Annotated in this window: 21 protein-coding genes; 16 read left to right on the top strand and 5 right to left on the bottom strand. The window is 46.9% G+C overall.

The features are described 5' to 3' along the window. Positions 1-112, bottom strand: a 112-nt coding sequence (locus PKX57_RS02265) for a winged helix-turn-helix domain-containing protein (protein WP_472415928.1), incomplete at its 3' end; no start/stop codon positions are given. A gap of 268 nt (positions 113-380) precedes the next feature. Beyond that, positions 381-1,544 carry an amidohydrolase gene (locus PKX57_RS02260; protein WP_472415924.1) on the bottom strand — a complete coding sequence of 388 codons (1,164 nt, stop codon included), beginning with the start codon at positions 1,542-1,544 and terminating at the stop codon, positions 381-383. A gap of 45 nt (positions 1,545-1,589) precedes the next feature. Here PKX57_RS02260 and PKX57_RS02255 point away from each other — a divergent pair, with 45 nt between their 5' ends. The 16 genes from PKX57_RS02255 (at position 1,590) to PKX57_RS02180 (ending at position 15,282) form a co-directional block, all read left to right on the top strand. Further along, a complete protein-coding gene (locus PKX57_RS02255) occupies positions 1,590-2,069 on the top strand; it encodes a C-GCAxxG-C-C family protein (protein WP_464597079.1) in 480 nt (159 codons plus the stop codon). Between the two features lie 294 nt (positions 2,070-2,363). Beyond that, a complete protein-coding gene (ychF, locus tag PKX57_RS02250; protein ID WP_472415922.1) occupies positions 2,364-3,443 on the top strand; it encodes a redox-regulated ATPase YchF in 1,080 nt (359 codons plus the stop codon). After that, positions 3,424-4,221 (top strand): TatD family hydrolase, encoded by a 798-nt coding sequence (locus tag PKX57_RS02245; protein ID WP_214048394.1) that lies wholly within the window; start codon positions 3,424-3,426, stop codon positions 4,219-4,221. The genes ychF and PKX57_RS02245 overlap by 20 nt, the downstream gene beginning before the upstream one ends. Positions 4,222-4,273: 52 nt before the next feature. Next, on the top strand, positions 4,274-4,585 hold the full coding sequence (locus PKX57_RS02240) for a carboxymuconolactone decarboxylase family protein (protein ID WP_472414337.1): 312 nt from the start codon (positions 4,274-4,276) through the stop codon (positions 4,583-4,585). Then, positions 4,585-7,275: a DNA polymerase I gene (gene polA / locus PKX57_RS02235; protein ID WP_213919766.1), complete on the top strand. Its 2,691-nt coding sequence runs from the start codon at positions 4,585-4,587 to the stop codon at positions 7,273-7,275. The genes PKX57_RS02240 and polA overlap by 1 nt, the downstream gene beginning before the upstream one ends. Next, entirely contained in the window at positions 7,244-7,585 is a 342-nt protein-coding gene (locus PKX57_RS02230) for an AtpZ/AtpI family protein (protein ID WP_470745922.1), read from the top strand. Before polA ends, PKX57_RS02230 begins: the two co-directional genes overlap by 32 nt. Then, on the top strand, positions 7,521-7,871 hold the full coding sequence (locus PKX57_RS02225) for a hypothetical protein (protein WP_213919765.1): 351 nt from the start codon (positions 7,521-7,523) through the stop codon (positions 7,869-7,871). The genes PKX57_RS02230 and PKX57_RS02225 overlap by 65 nt, the downstream gene beginning before the upstream one ends. Continuing rightward, positions 7,861-8,700 carry a F0F1 ATP synthase subunit A gene (gene atpB / locus PKX57_RS02220; RefSeq protein WP_472415920.1) on the top strand — a complete coding sequence of 280 codons (840 nt, stop codon included), beginning with the start codon at positions 7,861-7,863 and terminating at the stop codon, positions 8,698-8,700. The genes PKX57_RS02225 and atpB overlap by 11 nt, the downstream gene beginning before the upstream one ends. Before the next feature lie 20 nt (positions 8,701-8,720). Then, positions 8,721-8,966 (top strand): F0F1 ATP synthase subunit C, encoded by a 246-nt coding sequence (locus tag PKX57_RS02215; protein ID WP_169699818.1) that lies wholly within the window; start codon positions 8,721-8,723, stop codon positions 8,964-8,966. Between the two features lie 31 nt (positions 8,967-8,997). Continuing rightward, positions 8,998-9,483 carry a F0F1 ATP synthase subunit B gene (gene atpF / locus PKX57_RS02210; RefSeq protein WP_169699819.1) on the top strand — a complete coding sequence of 162 codons (486 nt, stop codon included), beginning with the start codon at positions 8,998-9,000 and terminating at the stop codon, positions 9,481-9,483. After that, positions 9,480-10,031: an ATP synthase F1 subunit delta gene (atpH, locus tag PKX57_RS02205; protein ID WP_169699820.1), complete on the top strand. Its 552-nt coding sequence runs from the start codon at positions 9,480-9,482 to the stop codon at positions 10,029-10,031. Before atpF ends, atpH begins: the two co-directional genes overlap by 4 nt. Next, entirely contained in the window at positions 10,031-11,539 is a 1,509-nt protein-coding gene (atpA, locus tag PKX57_RS02200) for a F0F1 ATP synthase subunit alpha (RefSeq protein WP_472415918.1), read from the top strand. Before atpH ends, atpA begins: the two co-directional genes overlap by 1 nt. 12 nt (positions 11,540-11,551) lie before the next feature. Next, a complete protein-coding gene (gene atpG / locus PKX57_RS02195) occupies positions 11,552-12,385 on the top strand; it encodes an ATP synthase F1 subunit gamma (protein WP_213919760.1) in 834 nt (277 codons plus the stop codon). 15 nt (positions 12,386-12,400) lie between these two features. Then, positions 12,401-13,822: a F0F1 ATP synthase subunit beta gene (gene atpD, locus PKX57_RS02190; RefSeq protein WP_213919759.1), complete on the top strand. Its 1,422-nt coding sequence runs from the start codon at positions 12,401-12,403 to the stop codon at positions 13,820-13,822. A gap of 1 nt (position 13,823) precedes the next feature. Next, on the top strand, positions 13,824-14,222 hold the full coding sequence (gene atpC, locus PKX57_RS02185) for an ATP synthase F1 subunit epsilon (protein ID WP_213919758.1): 399 nt from the start codon (positions 13,824-13,826) through the stop codon (positions 14,220-14,222). A gap of 148 nt (positions 14,223-14,370) precedes the next feature. Then, positions 14,371-15,282, top strand: coding sequence for a diguanylate cyclase domain-containing protein (locus tag PKX57_RS02180; RefSeq protein WP_213919757.1), 912 nt, complete (start codon positions 14,371-14,373; stop codon positions 15,280-15,282). Positions 15,283-15,287: 5 nt separating this feature from the next. Here the strand turns inward: PKX57_RS02180 and PKX57_RS02175 are convergent, their stop codons facing one another. The 3 genes from PKX57_RS02175 to PKX57_RS02165 all read right to left on the bottom strand — a co-directional run bounded on the left by PKX57_RS02175 (position 15,288) and on the right by PKX57_RS02165 (position 20,105). Further along, on the bottom strand, positions 15,288-17,426 hold the full coding sequence (locus PKX57_RS02175) for a fibronectin type III domain-containing protein (protein ID WP_213919756.1): 2,139 nt from the start codon (positions 17,424-17,426) through the stop codon (positions 15,288-15,290). A 4-nt stretch (positions 17,427-17,430) separates the two neighbouring features. Further along, the gene (locus tag PKX57_RS02170; protein ID WP_213919755.1) at positions 17,431-19,683 is read right to left on the bottom strand and encodes a WD40 repeat domain-containing protein; all 2,253 of its coding nucleotides are present in this window, start codon (positions 19,681-19,683) and stop codon (positions 17,431-17,433) included. A gap of 68 nt (positions 19,684-19,751) precedes the next feature. Then, the gene (locus tag PKX57_RS02165; protein WP_214048396.1) at positions 19,752-20,105 is read right to left on the bottom strand and encodes a VOC family protein; all 354 of its coding nucleotides are present in this window, start codon (positions 20,103-20,105) and stop codon (positions 19,752-19,754) included. Positions 20,106-20,743 lie beyond the last annotated feature (638 nt).

The raw sequence follows: 20,743 nt of genomic DNA, 5'->3' as shown, positions 1-20,743 counted from the left end.
CTTCGAAATCCTTTATGTATTTGTTAACCATGCTGGGAACTATGCCTGCCAGTCTGGCAAGCCTTTCCTGGGAAACTGAAGAGCTTTCCGTGAGAGCCTTGAGTATGCTCATCTCCCTGAAATTTGGAGAGGGATTGAAAAACGAATATTCGGAAAGATCCATAAGACCTCCTAATTTCATTCATTCACTGAGAGAATTATATCAGAGATTCAATTTAGTAGTCAAGCAAAAGAAGGCACATACTGGATAAAACAAATTGTGAGTGAGAATTAAATTTCAAAGGCATACCGCTGACAAGAGCCAGCGGCTGTGATCTGCCTTTAAAATAAGAATTTCCTATATGGTTTGAATGTCAAATCCGGTCTATACACAAACGGATTTATTTGCTATTGTATACCTCTTCTCCTTCTATAAATACCATTTCAACTCTTGAAGAGAACTGGAAAGGATGTCCCGACCACACTGCTATATCGGCATCTTTTCCTACCTCGAGCGAGCCAACCCTGTCGTCGATTTCGAGTATCTTTGCAGGATTTATCGTCACCATTTTCAACAGATCTTCCTCTTTTGAACCGTATCTGAGGGCAACACCGAGTTGTATGTTCGTACTCTCGAGCGGGATCACAGGGTGATCGCACATAAAGGCCGCCAGAACGCCTTTTTCATTCATTATTCTCGGTGAATCGTACGTCATGTCCTTCAGTTCCAGTTTCGTTCTGAAGCCGAAGATGGGTCCAATAACCACAGGTACGTTGTTTTCTTTTAAGTAATCGACAATTTTATAACCTTCGGTTGCGTGTTCAATCACAAGCTTGAAATCGAATTCTTTTGAAAGCCTTACAGCCGTGAGAATGTCGTCCAACCTATGGGCGTGAATCCTGGCGGGGATCTCCTTGCGTAACACTTTTTCACCGATTTCGAGCTTTGGATCTATGTCCGTGAAAGGCTTTCCCTCTTTAGCAACTAAAGCCTTTTTTTCCATGTAACCTTGCACTTTCTGGAAGTATCCCCGTATAACCGCAGCCGTTCCAAGACGCGTTCCTGGAGTCTTTTTGAAGCCTTCGCCATAGACTCTCTTCGGATTTTCACCGGTGGCCATTTTTAAACCTGCTGGCGCTCTGACGACCATGTCATCGACTATCATCGTATTTTTAAACTTGAATATCGCTCCCTGGCCACCTATAGGGTTGGCACTTCCTGGAACGACCATGACTGTTGTAACCCCTCCCGAGAGAGCTCTCTTTATCGCTGCATCCTGTGGACTGAAGGCATCAACCACAGAGACATCCGGTGTCAGAGGGTCGGTCATCTCGTTTCCGTCTTGGTAGTACCCTCCTACGCCTTCTTCGAATAGTCCTATATGTGAGTGAGCGTCTATGAACCCTGGTAAGATATACTTACCGGATACATCTATAACTTCGGCACCTTCACATTTGAGGTCTACTCCGATTGACTCGATCTTTCCCTTGCTAACAAGTATGTCTCCCGTGAATGGTTTCGAGGTGATAGGATAGATTGATCCGTTTTTCAAAAGTATCGACATGGTTACCCCCTTTGGAAATCTATTGTTGAATGTATTTTATCAAAAATGGTTCTTATTACAAACTATAAGAATGATTTCGGAAGAGCTGGAGAAAAAATGCTAGAAGACAGTGCGGCGAATTATTACAGTGCGTTAGATGTCGACAGGAACTGCTCCGAGGCTTTGATCTATGGTGCGAACGACGAGTTCTTACTTGATCTTCCATTAGAAGCTTTGAGGATGATGGGGCCTTTTGGTGGGGGAATGAGTATCGAAAGTATTTGTGGCGCAATAACGGGTGCTCTGGCGGTGATAGGTATTCTTTATAATAGAGACGATCCAACAGACAGAGACAGAATGAAGAAAATCGCGGAACGATTCTTGAGAGAGTTCAGAAGTAGGTATGGCTGTCTGGACTGTGCGTGTTTGAAGGATAAATACAGAGACGAATGGAAAAAATGTGAGCCAGTAGTCAGGATGTCGGCGAGACTTCTTGAGGAGATAATAAAAGCAGAAGAAAGCAGAAGACCATTTGGAAAGGAATAGATTCTCTTCGACATGTAAGTTCGGATCGTTAATGATCAAAACTTTAATCGCACTATGAAAGTCTTATACAAATGAATGAATTTACTCACGGCCCAGATTCAATACCATGGATAATTCTGATAATATAGATGTGAAAAGTAAAACTATTACGATGGAAGAAATGATATCCCACTTTGGTGGAGTTTATGGAACAAAGGTTTTTGAAGAAAGCATAGATATTTCACGAAAAGTTTAATTCCGAATATTGCGCGGCTATCCCGACAACTTCTGGTTCACACATAAGGAGGCGATGAGGTGGAAATAGGGATTTTCGGTCTGCCGCTGAGCGGCAAGAGTACTCTTTTTTCACTATTGACTGGGGTTGAACCGCACGCAACTCACAAAAACGAAGCCAATACGGCAGTTGCAAAGGTCTACGATAAAAGGGTAGAGGAGCTTTCTAAGATTTTCAATCCAAAGAAAACCATCTATGCCACCGTCACTTTTGTAGATATCCCAGGTTATGACCTCTCTTCTGGTCAGAAAGAAAAGAGCAGGATACTCCAGTTCATTCAGAATTCCGATGCCATAGTAGCCGTAGTTAGAGCCTTCAAAGAGGCTTCCGTTCCCTGGCCAGCCGGCGCAAGCAGTCCTTCGAAGCAATTGGAAACAATAGAGACTGAGCTACTGGTTCGTGATATGGAAGTAGTGGAGAACCGTATCTCCCGGCTGGACGAAGCTAGAAAGAAAAGAAAGCTATCAAAGGAGGAAGAGCGCGAGCTGGAACTTCTTGGAGAGATAGAAAAAGGTTTTGAAGAGAACAGGTTTGTTTCAGTTATGGGCTTTTCCGAAGAGGATCTTAAGCTTCTGGGTTCGCTGGCGCTCTTCACCGCAAAGCCGATCATCGTTGCCGTGAACGTGGATGAAGATCAATTCACATCGAAAGAGTATCCGGAAAAGACAGCGATCACAGCCCGTGTCGCAGAAAGTGGATTCGCCTATATAGAGATCTCTGGAAAAATTGAAGTCGAGCTCAACGAGTTGCCAGAAGAGGATAGAGGCATGTTCATGGAGGAGCTAGGCATCTCTGAAAGCGGCATACAACGTCTCTCAAGAGTTGCGTACGAACATCTTGGGTTAATCTCATTTCTGACCGTCGGCGAGGATGAGGTCAGGGCATGGACGATAAGAAAAGATACGCCGGCCAAAGCGGCTGCCGGGAAGATTCATACAGATCTCGAGAAGAATTTCATCAGGGCCGAAGTGATACCTTACGAAGAGTTCATGACTGTGAAAAGTATGCACGAGGCCAAGAACAAAGGATTGATAAAGCTCGTGGGAAAGGAAGAGATCGTGAGGGACGGTGATATCTTCCATGTCAGGGCAAACGCCTGATAATATCCATCTTGAACTGGTGGATACTCACGCGCATGTTTCCTTTCCACAGTTCGATCACGATAGGGATAGAATTAAAGCCCAGCTCGAGAGTGGCGAACTGTCTATGCTGATAGAAGTCGGAACAACCGTTGAAGATTCTCTGAGGGCAATGGAGGTCTTCAAAGGTGTCAAGAACGTCTTATTATCAGTCGGGGTCCATCCCCACGAGAGTGATGGTCTCGATGACCGGGGTTTGGAAACTCTGAAATCGTTGTTGAAAGATAGACAAGTCGTGGCAGTGGGAGAAATCGGCCTGGACTTCTACAGAGATCTTTCGCCAAGAGAAGTGCAAAAGAGTGTTTTCTTGAAGCAACTTGAGATCGCTTTCTCTTTTTCGCTGCCGGTCGTGGTACATGTGAGAGATGCATACGAAGAAGTTTATGAAATACTCCGTCGATTCAAGGGACTAAAAGGAGTGATACATGCCTTTTCGGGAGGTCCGGCGATGGCTGGCAGATTTCTCGAGCTGGGTTACTACCTTGGAATAGGTGGACCGATCACATACAGAAAGAACGACGGGTTGAGAGAGATCGTTAGGCTGACGCCTATTGAGAAGCTTATAAGCGAGACGGACTGTCCATATCTTCCCCCGGTCCCGTTCAGGGGAAAGAGGAACGAACCACTTTACGTAAGATACGTTGTCGAAGAGATAGCCCGCCAGAAAGAGATGGATATCTACACCTGCTCGAAACAGCTTATGTATAACGCAAAAGAACTGTTCACTCCTGACCTCTGAAGGAGGTGTGATCTTGGGAGGATTTGAAGAATTCAAGAGTTTTCGAGAAAAGATGAATGTAAGAATACTGGAGACGGGAAGTATCAATACGAAAAGGTTCTTCTCCCTGGACGGTGCAGTTTATAAAGATGGCGCTCTCGATACCAGAACGAAGGAGCTGATGGGTCTGGTAGCCTCGACGGTGCTAAGATGCGATGACTGCATTTCCTACCACATAATTCAGTGTAAATCACTTGGAATAACCCGACAGGAAATTATGGAAGCCCTTGACATTGCTCTTGTCGTTGGCGGATCGATAGTGATACCCCACCTCCGGCGCGCCGTAGCGCTTCTCGACGAACTCGAAGAGAAAGGAGCCGGGTGATGGCCGGCAGGTTATTTCTCTTCGACGGGACCGCCATCTTCTACAGAGGATACTACGGTATCGACGTTTCCCTTACCAATTCAAAAGGTGAACCGACCAACGCCCTCTTCGGTCTGGCCCGGATGCTTTCAAAATTCACCCGTGAACATATGGACGAAGGTGATTACGCACTATTTGCTTTCGATAGAAAGGAATTGACCCACAGACACAAAATGTTCGAAGCCTACAAAGCGACCAGAGAAGCGATGCCGGAGGCTCTTGTTGCACAGTTGAAGGATGTTCCCGGTCTAGTGGAAGCTTTCGGATTGAAATACTTCTCTCTCGCCGGACTCGAAGCCGACGATATAATCGCCACGGTTACAAAGAAATACAGAGATAGCGTCGAAAAGGTCTTCATAATTTCAGGTGACAAGGATATCCTTCAACTGGTCGATGACAAAGTTAACGTCCTGCGTTTCGTCACAGGCCTTACCGATCTTGAGCTATACGACAGGCAGGCAGTGATCGATAAATTCGAGCTGGAACCGGAGCGGCTTCATTCTCTTCTTACTCTTGCCGGTGACCAGTCCGATAATATTCCAGGTGTTTCTGGAATCGGTATAAAGACAGCCCAGAAGTTGCTCAAAGAGTACGGGAGTATAGAAGGGATCTACGAAAACATAAGGCAGCTTTCGCAGAGTCTCAAGCAGAAGCTGATTGACGGCAAGAGATCGATGGAACTTTCCAGAGAACTGGTGAAGCTCCTGACCGATGAAAAACTCGACCTCACACTTGATGAGCTGGAGTATCACGGCTATATAAAGGAGTACCTTAGGGAAATACTGCTAAGGCTGGAGTTCTCTTCCATGATAGATGAATACGGCCTAACTAGCGAGGCTGAAGCCAATCTGTCCGACATAGATGGATATACTTTGATCGCCAGCGATGAAGAGTTGCGAAAGCTCCTGGAAAAGGTCAGGAGCAGTCCGGTCGTCTCACTGGATCTTGAGACCTCCTCTCTCGATCCTCACAGTGCCAGAATTGTCGGTGTTTCGATATCTATCGAGGAAAAGAGCGGATACTACATACCTGTCGGGCACGACACTCAGAGGTGGCAGGCCAATTGCAGATGGCTGCTTTCACAGCTGCGGGAGATACTCGAGAATCCCGGTACCAGGATCGTCGGGCAGAATCTGAAATTCGATTACTCAATCCTTGCCCTGAACGAAATCCATCCTGTAATACCCGAATTCGACACCATGATTGCGGCCTATCTACTCTCTCCCGATTCGAGACGCTTCAACCTGGACGAGCTCGCGTTGAAGTTTCTCGGCTACAAGACGGTTACCTTCGAAGATCTAATGAAACGCAATCAACTGGGCGATGACTTCACAAAGGTACCTCTAGAAGAAGCTGCCAGGTACTCGGTCGAAGATGCAGATATATCTTTGCAGCTCTCTTCCGTTCTCAGGAAAAAGATATATGAGCAGAAGCTAGAGAAGGTTTTCAGGGAGATAGAACTGTCCTTGATCCCCGTTCTATCAGATTTAGAGCTGAAAGGTGTTTATTTCGACATTCAATCACTGGAGAAACTCTCAGGCGATTACGGCAGAAAGATAGATTTCATACTGGGCGAGCTCTTCGAACTAACGGGTGAGCAATTCAACCCCAACTCACCGGCGCAGGTGGGAAGAGTTCTCTTCGATAAACTTGGCCTGGCTCCTTCCAAGAAGACCAGGGGGGGTTCTTTCTCGACGAGTGCAGATGCCCTTGAAGAACTCTCCGAAGAACATCCGGCAGTTCAGAAGCTCCTCGACTACCGAAAATACCAGAAACTCAAATCGACGTATCTCGATGCTTTGCCCGTGCTGGCGAATCCTATAACCGGGCGAATTCATACGAGCTACCACCAGACAGGAACGGGCACCGGCCGTCTGTCCAGCAGCAACCCCAACATGCAGAATTTGCCAATAAGAGATGAAGAAGGGAAAGAGATACGCAAGTGCGTGGTCCCCCAGAAAGAGGGCTGGAAGATCGTCAGTGCCGATTATTCTCAGATCGAACTACGCATACTTGCACACTTGAGCGGTGACAGGGAGTTACTGGAAGCCTTCAGAACGGGTAGAGACGTTCACAGTCTAACGGCGTCGAGATTGTACGGCATATCTGAGGAAGAGGTCGGTGAGGATCAGAGACGGGTGGGTAAGATGGTTAACTTTTCGATTATTTACGGGATCTCTCCTTATGGATTGGCCAGCAGGCTTAAAATAAGACCTTCGGAGGCCGAAGAGATGATCTCGAATTACTTCAAAGCCTATCCCGAAGTGCGAACCTTCATCTCCAGCACCATAACGGGTGCGAAGGATACCGGAACCGTCAGGACCATGTTCGGACGAAAGCGCGAAATTCCCCAGTTCAAGACCAGAAACAGAAACATAATACAGGAAGGAGAGAGGATAGCCATAAACACTCCAATCCAGGGAACGGCGGCCGATATAATGAAGCTGGCAATGATAAAGGTTCACGACCTTCTCAACAGTGAAAGAATGAAAAGCTACGCAATACTCCAGGTCCACGATGAACTGGTCTTTGAAGCACCACAGGAGGAACTTTTTAGATTGAAAGAGATAGTCGAAGAAGGTATGTCGAGAGCGGTGATACTCGATATTCCCCTCGATATTGAGATATCTACAGGAGATTACTGGTGTTGATACCGGGCGGGAAACTCCGCAATATGTTGAGATGAGCAGAAAAAAAACAAATTGGGGAGCGATGTCTTCTCTCTACCAATTTGCTATTATAATAATAACGAACATACTTGTTTCGGGAGGAATAGGATACCTTCTGTACAGGTTTGCCGGTATGGCAAAGATCTGGATCTCTTTTTTTCTGCTTTTTGGAGCTTTTTCCGGTATATACAACGGAATTAAATATCTACTGAAAGAGGCAGAGCGTTATGATAGAAACAAGAACCATGACGATAAAGATAGCGGTGATAATGGCGCTTCTGGCGATGGCTGAGAGTGCGCTGCTTTCCTTTGTATCTTTCGGAGGAGCCGAGTATGGCGTTTTTTATGGGACGACGTTCTCGTTGCTCGCTTTTTTACTAATAGTGAGCGACGCCGGTCTTCTGGTAATGGAGGGCAGGCGTTTTGTCTGGGGATTCGCCTTGAGGTACGGGCTATTCGGCATATGTCTTGCAAGTTCGGCGATGTATTCGACCGGCTTCTTTTTTGGAAGTTTCGTGGGACTCATGAACCTAAAGATATCTGCCATGATTTTCGGGAGGTGGCTCTGTGAAAATTAGTCTTACCAGGTCTGACAAGATCTTTCTCGGAACGGTATTCGCGGGTTATATCGCTGTCATGGTGTACATGCTGGCTACCGGTTATAAGTTCCAGCTTGAGGGCGTTGGTCAGCGCTGGATCTATCAGCTTCCCTTCGGCGAGGGACCGATGAGCAGAATCAATCCTTTGACGGTGATAATGACCTGGGTAATCATGGCGTTGATCATTTTTGTTGCTACCAGAGTAAAGGTTTTTAAGATAATCCCGGGAAAGAAGCAGAGCCTTCTGGAAGTCGCAATGGAGTACGTGTACGACCTTGTAGAGGATTCGGTAAACAAGAAAGAGTTCGTCAGACCTATATTCAACATAGCCGCTTCCATCTTTCTGTTCGTGCTCTTGTCGAACATTATCGGCAGCTTTCCGGGAATAAACGCAATACCAACTGACGGAGGAGGATTCAAGATAACCATACTTTCCGATACATGGTACGCACCCACTTCGGACCTCAATATGAACCTGATGCTGGCGGGCTTTGTTTTTGTTATGAGCCACGTTTTTTCGATAAAGGCTAAGGGCTTCAAGAGCTGGGCGAAGAGCTTTTTTGAACCGGCCTGGCCCATGTTTCCCATGAACGTGATAGGAGAGATCGCCAAGCCTGTTTCGCATTCTTTGAGGCTCTTCGGGAATATAATGGGTGGCGGTATTCTCATACTTATAATTGGCTATCTTGCCAAGTACTTCATAGTTCCCGTGGCACTGTGGGGGATTTTTGGACTGTTCTTCGGGGCGATACAGGCTTTGATCTTTACGATACTTACAATAGCTTACATCAGCTCGTTGATAGATTGATTACAGAGGAGGTATTGACTGTGGAAATTGGAGAAGGACTCATGATGCTTGGAAAGTACATAGGAGCGGGACTGGCCATGGGAATCGGTGCCATAGGTCCTGGAATCGGAGAAGGTAGGATCGGAGCCAGCGCCATGGAAGCTATGGCCAGGCAGCCGGAAATGATAGGTACGCTCACTACCAGGATGATTCTGGCCGACGCTATCGCAGAAACCACCGGCATCTATTCGCTGGTTATAGCCTTCATGATCCTGCTGGTCGTGTAAGCACTACCCCAAAAAGGGGAGGGGTGATAACTTGATCGAGATCAATTTGACTGCGGTTCTATCGATTCTGAACTTTTTGCTGTTGTATTTTGTGTTGAAAAAGGTCCTGTTCGACAAGTTTTTCGACATAATCAAGCAACGAAAAGAAAAGATCAAGGGAGAGATAGCGCAAGCCGAAAAGCTGAGGAAAGAAGCAAACGCTCTCAAAGAGGAATACACTCGAAAGATGGATGAAGCCAGAACTGCCTCCGACGAAATGCTATCCAGGGCCGAAAGGCAGTCTGAAGAGATCGTGCGCCAGGCTCGTGAAAAGGCCCAACAGGAAATACAGAGAATGTATCAGGCTGCCGAAATTCAAATCAACCAGGAACGAGAAAAGGCAATGGAAGATGTAAAGGGAGCCGTAGTGGCTTCGGCCGTGACTATGGTTGGACGTTTCCTACAAAAGGAAATGGATGAAACCGCAAGAAAACAGTACGCCAGAAGAATCCTTGAAAGTCTCGGTGATCAAGAGTGAAAAGAAGCCTTTCTCTGGCTGCAAAATATGCGCGGGCTCTTATAGAGAGTATCTCCCACGAGAAGTTGGAAGGAGTCCGGAGAGATTTGAAGACTCTTTCTACCGTTATCTCTTCGGAGGAACTGGGGAAGTTCATCTTCGACCCTACTGTAGCGGGTGAAAGAAAGGAAGCCATGTTGTTGAGCTTTCTCTCCAATCCAGTTGATGAGACAACGCTTCTTGTGAAACTTCTGGTCAATGTGAAGAAGATCTGGCTTTTTCCCGATATCCTGCTCTCATTCGAAGAAATGATACTGGAACGATCGAACCGGGTGCTGGTGGAAGTGATTTCGGCTATACCGCTGAGCGATGAAGAGAAGATAGAAATAATAGAAAAGGTTCGAAAAATGACCGGTTATGAAGGTTTACTGGAATCAAGAGTGGATGAATCACTAATAGCCGGTTACGTAATAAAGTTCCACGATGAAGTGATAGATGCCAGTCTGTCTGGACGTCTTAAGAGAGTCGGCATGGAATTGGGTAACACTGGCTCTCAGGAGGTGATTTAGTGAGGATCAGCCCATCTGAAATTACCAAGGTCATACAGGATCAACTTCAGAAGACTGATATAGAGTTTGACTATTTCGAAGCCGGTAAGGTCATTCAGATAGGCGATGGTATAGCAAGGGCGTACGGTCTGAAGGGCGTTATGGCTAACGAGCTTGTGAAATTCGAGAACGGTGTTTTTGGCCTGGCTCTTAACCTTGAAGAAGATAATGTGGGTGTCGTGATACTGGGCTCTTACAAAGATATAAAAGAGGGAGATCTAATAAGGAGAACCGGCCGAATTATGGAGGTCCCGACTGGAAAGGCTCTACTTGGACGGGTGGTGAACCCCCTTGGCATACCGCTGGACGGTAAGGGTCCAATAGAGAGTTACAGTTACAGACCTATCGAAGTCAAGGCTACCGGTGTAGTCATGAGGAAACCTGTCGATACACCTCTTCAGACCGGCATAAAGGCGATAGACGCCACAGTGCCGATAGGAAGAGGTCAGAGAGAACTGATAATTGGCGACAGGCAGACAGGAAAGACGGCGATAGCGATCGATACGATTATCAACCAGAAAGATCAAAACGTGAAATGCATATACGTGGCCATCGGTCAGAAAACTGCAGCGTTGGCCAAGATATTGGACAGGCTCAACCAGTTCGGTGCGATGGAGTACACAACCATCGTCTTCGCTTCGGCTTCCGATACCGCTGCGCTTTCTTATCTGGCTCCATATGCAGGCGCGGCCATGGGAGAGAGTTTTATGTTTCTGGGACAGGATGCGCTTGTCATTTACGACGATCTTTCCAAGCACGCCTCGGCCTATAGAGAACTCTCACTACTTCTGCGCAGACCACCGGGTCGTGAAGCCTACCCTGGAGATGTTTTCTACCTGCACTCGAGACTGCTGGAGAGGGCGGCCAGGTTGAACGAGAACTTTGGAGGAGGTTCGATGACGGCTCTCCCCATAATCGAGACACAGGCCAACGACGTTTCAGCCTATATACCGACCAACGTCATTTCGATCACTGACGGGCAAATCTATCTCGATCCGAACCTCTTCTACGCCGGTAACCGTCCGGCCGTGAACGTGGGGCTCTCGGTTTCGAGAGTAGGTGGAGCGGCACAGATAAAGGCTATGAAAAAGATAGCCGGAAGCCTGAGAATCGAGCTGGCGCAGTACAGGGAACTGCTCTCCTTTGCGCAGTTCGCTACTGAACTCGACAAAGCGACGCGTGACCAGCTTACCAGGGGAGAGAAGCTCACCGAACTTTTGAAACAGAACCAGTATGTGCCGATGCCCGTTCAAGAGCAGGTTGCAGTCCTGTATGCCGGTGCAAAAGGATATCTGGACGATATCGAGACGGAAAGGATAAGCCAGTTCGAATCCTCACTATTGAAAAATCTGAGGGGCGAATACACAGATGTTCTGGATTCTATAAAAGCGAAGAAGGTTATCGACGACGAGATAGAAAAGAGGCTTATTGAGACTATAGAGACAACCAGAAAGCTCTTCGTTCGATGAGGATGGTCTGATATGAGTAAGGGAAAACTGAGGGCAATAAAGAAGCGAATTGAGTCCACCAACTCCACGATGCAGATAACAAGGGCCATGGAGATGGTAGCACGGGCCAAAATAAACAAAACCCAGAAGGGACTCAGATTCGTAAGGCAGTACGAGCAGTCGATGGAACGTGCTCTAAAGCGAGCGTATCTCGGTCTAGAGAGCCGGCCAGAACTCAGCGGTGAAGGTGACTTGCTACTGGTAGTAACGGCCGACATGGGATTGGCCGGGGCCTTCAACGCCGAAATACTCAAGCTCGCGGAACAAGAATTGAAGAAGCTGAACGTGAAGCGACTTGTAACCGTTGGGGTGAAAGCAGAAAGCTATTTCAAAAAGCATGGTGTCGAACTTTCCGCTTTCAGTCATTTCTATGATACTCCAGATCTTGATGAAGCCGCGATTATCGTGGACGATATCATGGACGCTATGGAGGCCAATAACCTCGGTGGTTTAAGCATGGTTTACAGCAACTTCAAAACGCCTCTTGCGCAGGTACCCAAAGTAGTGAATATACTGCCTCTGAAACCCTTCGAAAGAACGGAGAACGATCTCTACGATTTTGAGCCTGACATAGAACTTCTGTACCGCGATATTCTGTATTCCTGGATAGTATCGATCGTGCTTCGAGGTCTTTACGAGACCAAGGTAGGCGAGCTGTATGCCAGACAGAACGCCATGAAGAATGCCACAGAGAACGCCAGTAATATGATCGAAAGACTCACACTCGTGAGAAACAAACTTCGCCAGTCGAACATAACCCAGGAAATCATAGAGGTTGTGAATGGTGCCGAAGCTCTTAACGGGTAATCTGGAGGTGTAAGTGTGCCCGATAAAAAAACAACTAACGCGGGTAAAATAGTCGCCATAACGGGGCCGGTAGTGGATGTCTCATTTGAAGGTGCCGCTCTTCCCGATATACTGAACGCTCTGGAAGTGGAAAATAAGTTTCTTAAAAAAAAGATCGTACTTGAAGTGTCCCAACTCATAGGTGACAACAGTGTCAGAGCGATTGCCATGGACAGCACCGACGGTCTTGTGAGAGGACAGGAGGTTATAGATACTGGTGGCCAGATTACCGTACCTGTGGGCGAAGAGATACTGGGAAGAATGTTTAACCTTCTGGGAGAGCCGATAGACGAACTCGGCGATGTAGAGTTCAAAGACAGGTGGCAGATACACAGAGAGGCTCCGCCAGTTACTGAGCAGCAGACAGAGATTGAAATACTGGAGACCGGTATCAAGGTTATAGATCTACTGGCGCCTTTTAGCAAAGGTGGAAAGATAGGCTTTTCAGGTGGCGCCGGGGTGGGAAAGACTGTCCTTGTTATGGAACTCATCCGCAACTTCGCCATAGAGCAAAAAGGACTCTCCGTATTCGCCGGGGTCGGAGAACGTACGAGAGAGGGGAATGATCTCTGGCTGGACATGAAAGAGGCCGGTGTCATAGAAAATACCGCGCTGGTTTTTGGCCAGATGAACGAACCGCCGGGAGCGCGTTTCAGGATAGGCCTCTCCGCTATAACCATGGCCGAGTATTTCAGAGATGTTCAGAAGAAAGATGTTCTGGTTTTCATAGACAACATATTCAGGTTCGTTCAAGCCGGTTCGGAAGTTTCGGCCTTACTTGGAAGAATGCCCTCGGCAGTCGGTTACCAGCCGACGCTGGCCACAGAGATGGGAAAGCTTCAGGAAAGGATTACCTCGACGAGAAGTGGCTCGATCACCTCCGTTCAGGCGATATACGTTCCGGCGGACGACTTCACGGATCCAGCGCCTGCAACTACGTTCAGCCATCTGGATGCCACCGTCAACCTTTCAAGATCGATCGCGGAGCAGGGACTCTACCCGGCTGTCGATCCACTGGATTCGACATCTAAAAACCTCGATCCTGTCGTTGTTGGAAGCGAACATTACGAAGTTGCAAGAAAGGTTCAAGAAGTTCTCCAGAGGTACAAGGACCTTCAAGATATAATCGCAATACTTGGAATGGAAGAACTCTCGGAGGAGGACCAGCTAACTGTGCAGAGAGCCAGGAAGATACAGCGTTTCCTTACGCAACCCTTCTTCGTTGCTGAGAAGTTCAGCAATATACAGGGTAAGTATGTTCCGATAGCCGAGACCGTGAGAGGTTTCAGGGAGATACTTGACGGCAAGCACGATGATCTACCGGAACAGGCTTTCATGATGGTCGGAACCATAGAGGAAGCCGTGGAAAAGGCGAAAATACTGACGGCGGGAGAATGATATGCCGTTAAAGACAAGCATAGTGACGCCTTACGGTATTGTCTGGGAAGGAGATGCCGAATACATATCCTTCAAGTCTGTAGAGGGTGAAATCGGTTTCCTGCCAGAAAGGGCGCCGGCGATAATGAAGCTTGTCGTCGATGTGGTAGAAATAAGAGCCATCGACGGAGTTCACACCTTCGCGGTACACGGTGGATACATACTTCAGGAAAGAGATAAGACGACGATTATTACCGACGCGGCCGAAAGGCCAGAAGAGATCAATGTCGAGCGAGCAAAACAAAGATTAAAGAGGGCTGAAGAGCTTCTTGAGATAAGCAACTCCAGAAGAGAAAGGGCAAGAAATCAGGCTAAATTACAGAGACATATGCTCCGAATAAAGCTAGGTTCGGAGAGGTAGCAAGAGCCGAAAGCATAGTTTGAACCGCTTATTACCGGGGATATGTTGATTGTATCTCCGGTTTTTCTTATTTATTGATCTTTGGCATTGATTTGCATAAACAATCAATTGGTAAGCTCATAATAGTTAACCGGGAGAAGGGACAGATATGCTGGAACAGGATCACACCGGAGACGGGATTTTGGATCGGGCGATAAAACTCGAGAGGGTTCTTGAAAGCCTTCCCGATCCGTCGGCCATTATCTCTTCGACAGGAAATATCCTGCATGGTAATTCTGGCTGGGAGAGACTGGCTTCCTCTCTCGCTCTGGAATCGGCTACCTTTATGGAGTCGGGTAAAGAATTCGGAAGATTGGTGAAACGTTTTGCCGAAGAGAAAAAGTTAGAAGAATTCAAAGATCTTCTCTCGGGGAGAAGAAGCTCTCTAAACTTCGAACTTAACCTCTTTGAGGTTCCTGAGGGCAGGGGTTTTTCACTGTTCGTTTCACGCGTTGCTCTTCAAGACCAGCCAATATTTCTCGCAGTTGTAAAAGACGGTACTGAAATCAACAACCTCCGCTGCTTGCTTAAAGAAATCATATACCGTGACAATTTGACAGGACTAGAAAACGAAAACTCTTTCAATCTATATCTATCTGGCAGAATTCATCGGGCGATGAACGCGGGCAGCTCTCTCTTCGTTCTCTATATAGAGATCGGTAATATAAAAGAGATAACGGCCATGTTCGGGAAACGCATTTCCAATTCTCTTATAGTGCGGATTTGTAAAAGATTGAGAGAGAATCTTGGAGGTAGAGAATTTTTCAGAGTTCAACACGATGCCTTCGCTGCGGTCTTCGAGTCGATTGACAGGGGAATTCTCTATCTTGAATTGAGCTCTCTTATAGGAAAACTTGAGAAGAAAATTATCTGTGAAAACCTCGAACTGGTCCCGGATATCCTGGCTGGTGTTTGCGAATTCCCCGTAGACGGCAGAAATGTTGACGATATCTTGAGTAACTGTCTTGGCGCACTGTTCAGGGCGAAAAGAGAGAACCTTAAGTGGAGTTTCTACAGTTAAAACTGCTACTTGAAGCGAAGGGTAATGATGTCGAAGCTGCCTCTGTTAATTGGTATATCACCGTCTTCTGAGGCCGTGTAGCCGGTTATCGCAAAACCATCGTCACACAGGGAAATCGCCATGGCGACATCGCCAAGAGTCCCTCCGTAACAATCGCTCCAGAGAATTTCCCCGGAACGGCTTACCTGGAAGACCCACATATCGCTGTAGGTAAGTCCCAACTTGTCCAGTTCTCCCTCGTGGAAACTTCCCAGCGTAACGTCGTCCGATTCAGTAAAACCTACCACTATGGCCCCTCCAGAGCCGGTAATGGCTATGTCGGTGAGATAATCGTTCGAGCGACCTCCGTAGATTTTCTTCCAGATTAATTCTCCATCACCGTCGAGTTTTATTATGAATCCGTCGTAGTCTCCACTCTTCCTTTTGAAATCTCCGCTCTGCGAATTTGTTGAACCACACACGAAAATTTCGCCTGCTGGACCAATTTCGACGGCGGCCGGTGAGTCCTCTCCAATACCTCCAAAGACCTTCGTCCATAGAACTCCGCCACTGCAGTCAACTCTAAGAACGAGTACCGAGGAATTCTCAATCTCGATCCCGTTGACTTTCAAGACTCTCGAAACGTTACCGTTTGAATCGCCGTCTTTAGAAGTAGTTTCAGCCGCTATCACTATATCTCCGTTTCCGGCTATAGCCATATCTATTGCCCGCTCATAGGAGCTACCTCCGTACTTCTTCTCCCAGACAGGTCTACCGTCAAGATCTAACTTGATAAGCAACACATCGCCGCGTGATATTTCCTCTGAACCGGCCGCTGTTCCGAGTACCAGGAAGCCGTCATCTGCCTTTGCCAGAGAAACCTCAGAGCTGACTGTTCGCCCGAGTTCGGTCTTCCACTTCACATTGGCAAACCTGTCGAGACTTACCAGCAACAAGTTCGAAGGCTCTTTGCTTGTGAAACCATTTCCTGTCGAGCTCCTGCCGGCTAGAAGGAAGCCACCGTCCTCTGTAGCTATTATGTCCGATATCTCGGTCCAGCCGAAATCCAGAAACTTCTGCCAGACTAAATAGCCATTACTATCCAGTTTGACTACCCAGCCGCTTCTGAAGACATCTTCCTCCGACCTCCATTTTGGCAATTCGTGAGATTCCGTCCAGCCTGTCATAACGAAAGTGCTATCTGTAAGTGCTTTGAGTGAGTTAACCGAATCACGACCACTCCCGCCCAGAAGGCGCTTCCAGAAAATGGAGGGTATCTCTTTTGTAGAAAAACTCCACAGCGGGCCTTGAACCTCTCCACCCCTCCCGTCCCTCGCATGGATTCTCCAGAAGTATTCACGTCCTGCCTCCAGAAAGGAAATTGTCCACTCATTTTCCTCTATATTCTTTGCAAGAAGCTCCAGCTCACCTTTCTCCCCGAAATAGACATCGTAAAAAAGGTCGTCGCCATCGGGATCTTCAGCGCTCCAGAGGAGTGTGACTTCTCTAAAAAAATCAACGGTTCCATCGGCAGGAAAGGGGTTTGCCGGCTCTCCGGGCCAGTTATTTACATCTATGACTATCACGGAGAATGTTGTGCACTGCCACTCCCCCCGTCCATCCATCGCCTTTATTGTGACACGGTGTGCGGTTGGCGCTTCTGTGGATCCAGGGAGATACGAATACACCCCTTCATCTATACTGCCAACTCCGCTCACTAGTTCGTAGGTGACATCGCTGGAGTCGGCTGAAGTGAAATCGGGAAGATTTATCATCAAAGTTTCACCCTCGTAAACTTTCCGGTTGCCGATCTCTATAGAGGGAGCCTTTGGATCATTTAAGATCTCTATGTTCAGTGTGATAACTGCTTCGCTCTTTCCAGCCTCCACCACTATCTCAACCACATCCTCGCAATCTTCCAGTCCCCTGGGAGAAACTGTATAGATACTTCCCTCTATCTTTCCACTGCCCTTGATGATCTTGAAATTGACAGGTCCGTTTGGGCCGGAGATAAAATCTGACAGGTTTACTCTCAGCTCTTCTCCTATCTTCACACTCAGCGAAGGCGTATCCAGAACCTTAATCTCGGTCTTTTCTTTCAGAGCAAAGGTTATTACCACCATCGATGTGATCGCTACCAGGCCTATGAGAAAAAGCCTTCGCATAGTCTCACATCAGCCTTACTTTTCGCTTCTTCTTTCTAGTGAAAAAAGGTCTGAATATAAGTAAAAGAAGGATGACTACCGTGGCAACTGCAACCGACACCAGTAACCAGTTGGTTTTTTTCTCGCCTTTTGCCGGAGCTGCCAGCCTTATGGTTTTTTCGGAAGTGTTGCCTTCGAGATCTCTGGCAACGACTCTGTATTCGCCATAATCTCCCACAATAACGAACATTTCTTTTTCTTTGAGGTCCACCGGATATATCTTTTCAGAAACTTCTACTTCAATTACCTTTATATCGTCGCTTACTTTAAAGCTCAGCATCTTTTCCTTATCGGCCTCAGCGTATTGTACATCTTCGCCCACTATAACGGGGCTCTCGGTGGTAATCTTCGTATCAGTCAGTATATCTTTCTCGACCCAGCCGTATTCCCTAACGAAGAAGGAACTTTCACCCTCGGCCGTAACGGTTACCTCCTGGCCGCGTCTGAGACTTCCGTGATCTCTTTCCACCCAGAAGATTTTTGCACTTGCAATCAGTGAAAGGGTCACTTCGATTTCATTTCCCTCGTTATCTATAGCCGTTACATGGTACTCACCGGTGCCACCGACCTTGATTCTCATACTCTCGTGTGGGGAGTTTACAGACACCTCTTCGCGTTTCTCGTCAGGTCCAATAACGATCACCGTTTCAACCTCATCGTTGTCGGTCACAACGAATTCAAGGTACTTTTCCTGGCCGATCTTAACCTGTTGCGATATTTGCCCTATTACCTGGGGAGGTTCTATATCCGGTGCGCTATCGGAAAAAAAACCCCGCGAAAGCCATTCACCGTTAACCAGAAGATCCGTAGCATTACGATCGCTCACGACCACCCGATCGCCCCGCCTGTACGGTCCGATGTTACCGACCACATACATCCTGGTCTCTTCAAACTGAACTTCCAATATCTTTTCATCGAAATTCCCTGTTGAATCGAAGGCTTTGACGGTTAATACACCGGCCGAAGTTGTCTTGAAGGTCACTTCGCCCGACTCTCCAACAGGAACTTCCTCATCGTTCACGGTGACTTTCACAACGGGCTGTGAAACAACGAAAGTCAAGTCGGTATCGTATATTGTAATTGATTGTGGAGATTGAATGTATATCCTCGGGAGTTTGTCCAGCTGGAGCAATAGACTGGGAAGCTCCGTTCCCTGCTGATCAGGCCGCTTTCCAGAAGAGGTTTTGACACGCGAAGCACCTTTACTCGAAGCAACCCAGTTACCATCGCTGTTGTAGGAGAAGTATTCCCCGTCGCCGAAACCTATCAAGGTACCGAGAGCAGCGCCTTTATCAACATCCCATATCTTCACAGCACCGTCACTTGAACCGGAATAAATAACGCTAGAATCGCTCGATAGAATTATCGAAGAAACGTCCCAGGAATGGCCTGTTATCATTTTTACAAGAGAGCCTGACGGTAGAGAAAGTATCTTCACTGTTCTATCGCAGGAAGAAGTGAACATTAAATCATCTCTTATGATTATCGCCGTTACTTCCGCGTTGTGAGCCTTCACTATTCTCAATGCCGACCATGTTTTTACATCATAGAACTTCAGAGGTCCGTCTCTGGAGCCAACTATCAGAATGCTCCTCTCCTCATCCATCGTGACGGACGAGAGAGCTCCGATTTCGGCCTTAATCATCTTCACCTGTTGACCTGTAGAAGTATCCCAAATTCTCAATGTACCATCATCAGACACAGAATATAAGCGGTTCTGTTCCGGCCAGTGGACTATCGAGTTGACCGGTCCAGAGTGGCCTCTCAACGATCTTATGAAGGCCAGTTCAGATAGCGACCACACCTTGACTGTTCCGTCGGAACCGGCCGAATAAAGAGTCTTACCGTCCTTCGAGACCAGCAAATAATTCACTGAACTCGTATGACTGCTCAGCGATTTTAAAGGTTTACCGGTCTCCATCTCCCAGACTCTTATCATACCATCATCGTATCCAGCTATACCAAGCCTTCCGTCTGGCGAGACTGTAACCGAAGTCACCCAGGAGCTGTGGAATAATAGGTTCATGACTAGCTTTCCATCCAGTAAGTTCCAGACCTTCACCGTGTTATCTATATAGCCGGCCACAAGATTCTTTCCATCGGGTGTTAGTGCGATGCAGTTTATGCTGAAAGCCGTCTCGTCGGGAATGTACTCCACTGAAAAAAAGGTAGTCCAAATGAAAAAAACGAACAAAACAACAAGTAATAATCTTCTCAACTCTATCACCTTAGCAGGAATATTCACTCAATTCTATCATCTGATGATGCCCTGCATTATACAACCTGTCAATCGAGAAACTTCTGAATCTCCACTCTGTGACCATCGGGATCTTTGAGAAAAAAGTGATATATTCCGAATCTCTCGTTTACGGAAGGTTTGTTCGGCGACATTTCCAGTCTGAGGGCTTTTTCGTAAAAATCATCTACGAACTCCGTGAGAAAAGTCACTATTGGCGAGAACATACCCGCCTCGACTGGAAGGTGTTCACAAAAGCCTATCATACCTCCGGATGGTACTGAGTAAATTCTACAACTTCCCTGATCCTTGAACAGCTCCAGACCCAGAAAGTCTCTATAAAATTCGTTAATCTTTTCCAGAGAGTGACAACCGAGAAAGAATATCGACCCATCAATTTTCATAAAATCACATTCCTTTCTATACAGTAAAGGTCCGATCTATGATCGGACCTTTTCCGGTTGATAATTCACACTTAATACAGAATTACTATGAGGAGAAGTCGCACTTAAAAGGGTGTTGGTGTGCTTTGTTCTAGCTTTTCCGGGTTTCCTGTTCTGCATTTTCGGTCTCTATTTGGTTTTTCAATATTTCAGACAATACGGGAGAGGCTAAAGTTCATGGTATTATGTACCAATTTTATTGCTTTTGAATTGCATAAATATTTACATATACTAGGGAACATCAGGAACAATTCGTCGTGCCTTGGATAGAGGAAGAACAGAGTTAAGAGGTATAAAGAGTTGAAAGATTGAGATTCCCTTTAGAATGCCAGTACAGGAACATTTCAGGGCAGAGAGTAGGAGACGGCGGCGTAGGAGTACCTTAGATGACAATCCCTTCTCAACATGCCGTCCGTGATCCGGCATCATGATATTTGCTATGGGGGGATTAATCTGCACAATCAGACTGGTCACAGCAGGTTACTGGCCTCTGCCTTGAAATGCATAAGTTGAGATCCATGGGGTAATTGTATAAATGTATTGTCATATTAAAAAACAGCTAAAGAAGAGTTTTACAGTTATAAACGGTCGTAGATGGT

The organism is Mesotoga sp., from assembly GCF_035363035.1.
Taxonomy (GTDB): domain Bacteria; phylum Thermotogota; class Thermotogae; order Petrotogales; family Kosmotogaceae; genus Mesotoga.
Note: the sequence above shows the minus strand (reverse complement) of the source record. Positions and strands in the feature narration are given on the sequence as shown.